General features: G+C 42.3%; 4 protein-coding genes and 1 pseudogene. 1 reads left to right on the top strand and 4 read right to left on the bottom strand.

The window, feature by feature from the left end:
• On the bottom strand, positions 1–503 hold a 503-nt coding region (locus HRT75_RS14500; protein ID WP_291188260.1), incomplete at its 3' end, for a CatA-like O-acetyltransferase.
• Between the two features lie 38 nt (positions 504–541).
• Entirely contained in the window at positions 542–1,417 is an 876-nt protein-coding gene (locus tag HRT75_RS14505; protein WP_291188262.1) for an AraC family transcriptional regulator, read from the bottom strand.
• 210 nt (positions 1,418–1,627) lie between these two features.
• On the opposite strand from HRT75_RS14505, the gene HRT75_RS14510 reads away from it, so the two are divergent.
• The gene (locus HRT75_RS14510; RefSeq protein WP_291188266.1) at positions 1,628–1,954 is read left to right on the top strand and encodes a DUF3244 domain-containing protein; all 327 of its coding nucleotides are present in this window, start codon (positions 1,628–1,630) and stop codon (positions 1,952–1,954) included.
• Positions 1,955–2,024: 70 nt separating this feature from the next.
• Here the strand turns inward: HRT75_RS14510 and HRT75_RS14515 are convergent, their stop codons facing one another.
• Together HRT75_RS14515 and HRT75_RS14520 are read right to left on the bottom strand one after the other, a co-directional pair.
• Positions 2,025–2,441 carry a VOC family protein gene (locus tag HRT75_RS14515; protein WP_291188269.1) on the bottom strand — a complete coding sequence of 139 codons (417 nt, stop codon included), beginning with the start codon at positions 2,439–2,441 and terminating at the stop codon, positions 2,025–2,027.
• A pseudogene (locus HRT75_RS14520) lies at positions 2,441–2,644 on the bottom strand (acetylornithine deacetylase); the annotation flags it as partial. The pseudogene HRT75_RS14520 and the gene HRT75_RS14515, both read right to left, overlap by 1 nt.

Consider the following 2,644-nt stretch of genomic DNA (forward strand, 5'->3'; position numbering starts at 1 on the left):
CAACTGTCCGGATACGAGAAACTGCGGGCGTGGGATAAGCTCGTAAAATCCAACCACGGAATCACCGAATAATGGATTGAATCCACGCGTTTGGTGTCTTCAGTAATGCCTAGTCCGGCTCTTTGTAAAGCAGCTTCACGTTCTGGAAGGGCTCCTTTCAGGAAATCTTCATAAGTAGGGGCAAAAGGCATATAAGTGAACACAAAGGTTTGGTCTTCCTTGAGTTGCACGGCGTTCAGATGGATGGTATCAAAAACCACGGGACGTTCGTCTATGATTCGATATCTAAAGGATTCTACTGCATTACTTGCCCATGAAGCTGCATAAAGGTAATAAAGCGATAAGCTGTAACCCTTGGTTTTGCAATAGGCATAGGCTTTGGTTAGATCTAACTGCACAGTAACCCCAAAGAAGGGTTCCTCCATAGCAGAAAAGAATTCAAAATGCTCTTTGCGGTTCCAGTTTTCGAGATCTAAAGGGCGGAAATTGGCCGATGCTTCCATGGATATAAAAGTCGGCAATTTTGCGCACTAGCACAAACCTATTCGAGTACCTTCTGAATTTCGTTGCGATACTGTGACGGGCTTTTACCACTGAACTTTTTAAAGAGTTTATTGAAGTGGCTGAAATTATTAAAGCCGCTGTCATAGCAGATATCCGTAATACCCATAGGTTCTTCAGCCAATAGGCGAGAAGCGTGTACCAATCGGTGCTCATTGACAAATTGTGTAAAGGTCTTTCCGGTTTTCTTTTTAAAGAATCGGCTAAAAGCCTGTTCGGTCATACTGACCATATTGGCAGCCTCTGCCAAGGGTATATGACGGGTGTATTCTTTATTGACAAAGTCATAGAGCAATTCTAAGCGGTTGTTGTCTTGGGGCTTGGCTTCAATAATGACAGAGTCAATATTTAGAAGTTCATACTCATCGCTTAACGAGAGTTGCTCTAAAATGTTGAGCAGTCCTGTGAGTTTGTTCAAAGGGGTCATCGCTGTTAAGGCAGACATTTGCTTACCGATCTCTTCCTTGGTTTGGCCGTAGAATACAATTCCTTGTTTTCCGCGCTTAAAGAGTTTTTTGATCTGACTCATTTCAGGCTTCTCAAAGAACTCAGGGCCTAAGAAATCCTCATTGAATTGAATCACGACTTCTTCAGAGTTTCCGGTCAATCGATCGGTAAAGCCAAAATGGGGCACATTACTGCCAATTAGGACCAGATCTCCTTCACTGTAATAGGACACGGGATTGCCAATATGTCGCTTTCCAGATCCTTTATCTACATATACCAGTTCAATTTCTGGGTGAAAATGCCAGGCCGCCCGGTCCTGTTTGCGCTGCTCAGCAAAGTTGTTCACGCTAAAGGAACTGCCTAATGCGGGGGCTATGGCTTCCAATAAGGGTTGTTTGTTCATTTTCATGACGTTTGGGTTATATCACGTATTGAAGTTGGCATAAATCGTACCAAAGCAACTATGCAAATTTAGCTAAAACCTGTACTATTTTAACCCAATAATCTGATGCAGTAGGGTATTGGGTTAAAAATACACAGATAATGAACAAATCTGTGGTAGTACAGAAACAGGAATCGTCGGACATTTGTAATGTTCAATTCTTAAAACTATTTAGTTATGAAATTCAAGAATGTAATCGCAACTGTAGCATTGATGGCATCAATGGCTGCGACCGCAAACACTGGAAACCCTACAACAAACCCTGTTTCAATTCAGGAAGATTCAAACGTAGTGCGCGTTTCTGTACTTAACACGACCCTAGATACCTATAAGGTATATGTATATAATCAGAACGGAGAGCTTATTCACAAGTCTTATTTAGGTGATGCTGCCTCAATTGGTCAGCAATTTGACTTCAACGATGCTCCAGAAGGAACGTATACATTCAAGCTGGTAAATGCCAGTGGGAACACCTACAGTTATTCGGTTAAGGCCGGAGCCTAGTTAGATTACCTGCACTTAGGTACTGTTTATTTGGTTGTAAAAAGGGTGGCGTTGGCCGCCCTTTTTTAATTTAGGGCTGATAGAAATCTGCCGAACTGGCTTTAAGCGTAGTTAACTCTACCGTATGTCCATCCGGATCTTTAGTATAGACGGATAGAAAATGATGATGATCTTTCTCAGTAAAGGAGATTCCCAGGTTACTGTAATGATCAATTGCCGCGCTGTAAGCCTGATTACTCACGGTAAAGGCAAAGTGATCGATCTTTATATGATTGGTGTCTTTAGGGCATTCAGCATCCTGTAAATCCGCAGGAAAGATGGCAATACCTGTTTCTCCTGCTAACATAAAAACAGGGTAGGCGCCCCATTCAGGGACCTTCACTTGCTTTAAACCCAATACCTTTTCATACCAAGCCATAGAAACGTGCATGTCCTTTACATTGATAGCGACATGGTCCAATCGGCTTATATCAAATGGATGTGCCATTACTTTTCAAAAGAAGCACTCAGAATACTCAAGATCACTTTGATCCCATCACGAATATTTCCAATACGAATGTTCTCGTTAGGATTGTGCTGATTGTTGTCCATATTGACTAAAGGCACTTTGATCGTTGGAATCTCCATCTGATTCACTGCGGGACTGATGGGCACTGTACCGCCCATGGTTCTTATTCGAACTGGAGGTTG

Source organism: Gilvibacter sp. (genome assembly GCF_013214815.1).
In the GTDB taxonomy this organism is placed as follows: domain Bacteria; phylum Bacteroidota; class Bacteroidia; order Flavobacteriales; family Flavobacteriaceae; genus Gilvibacter.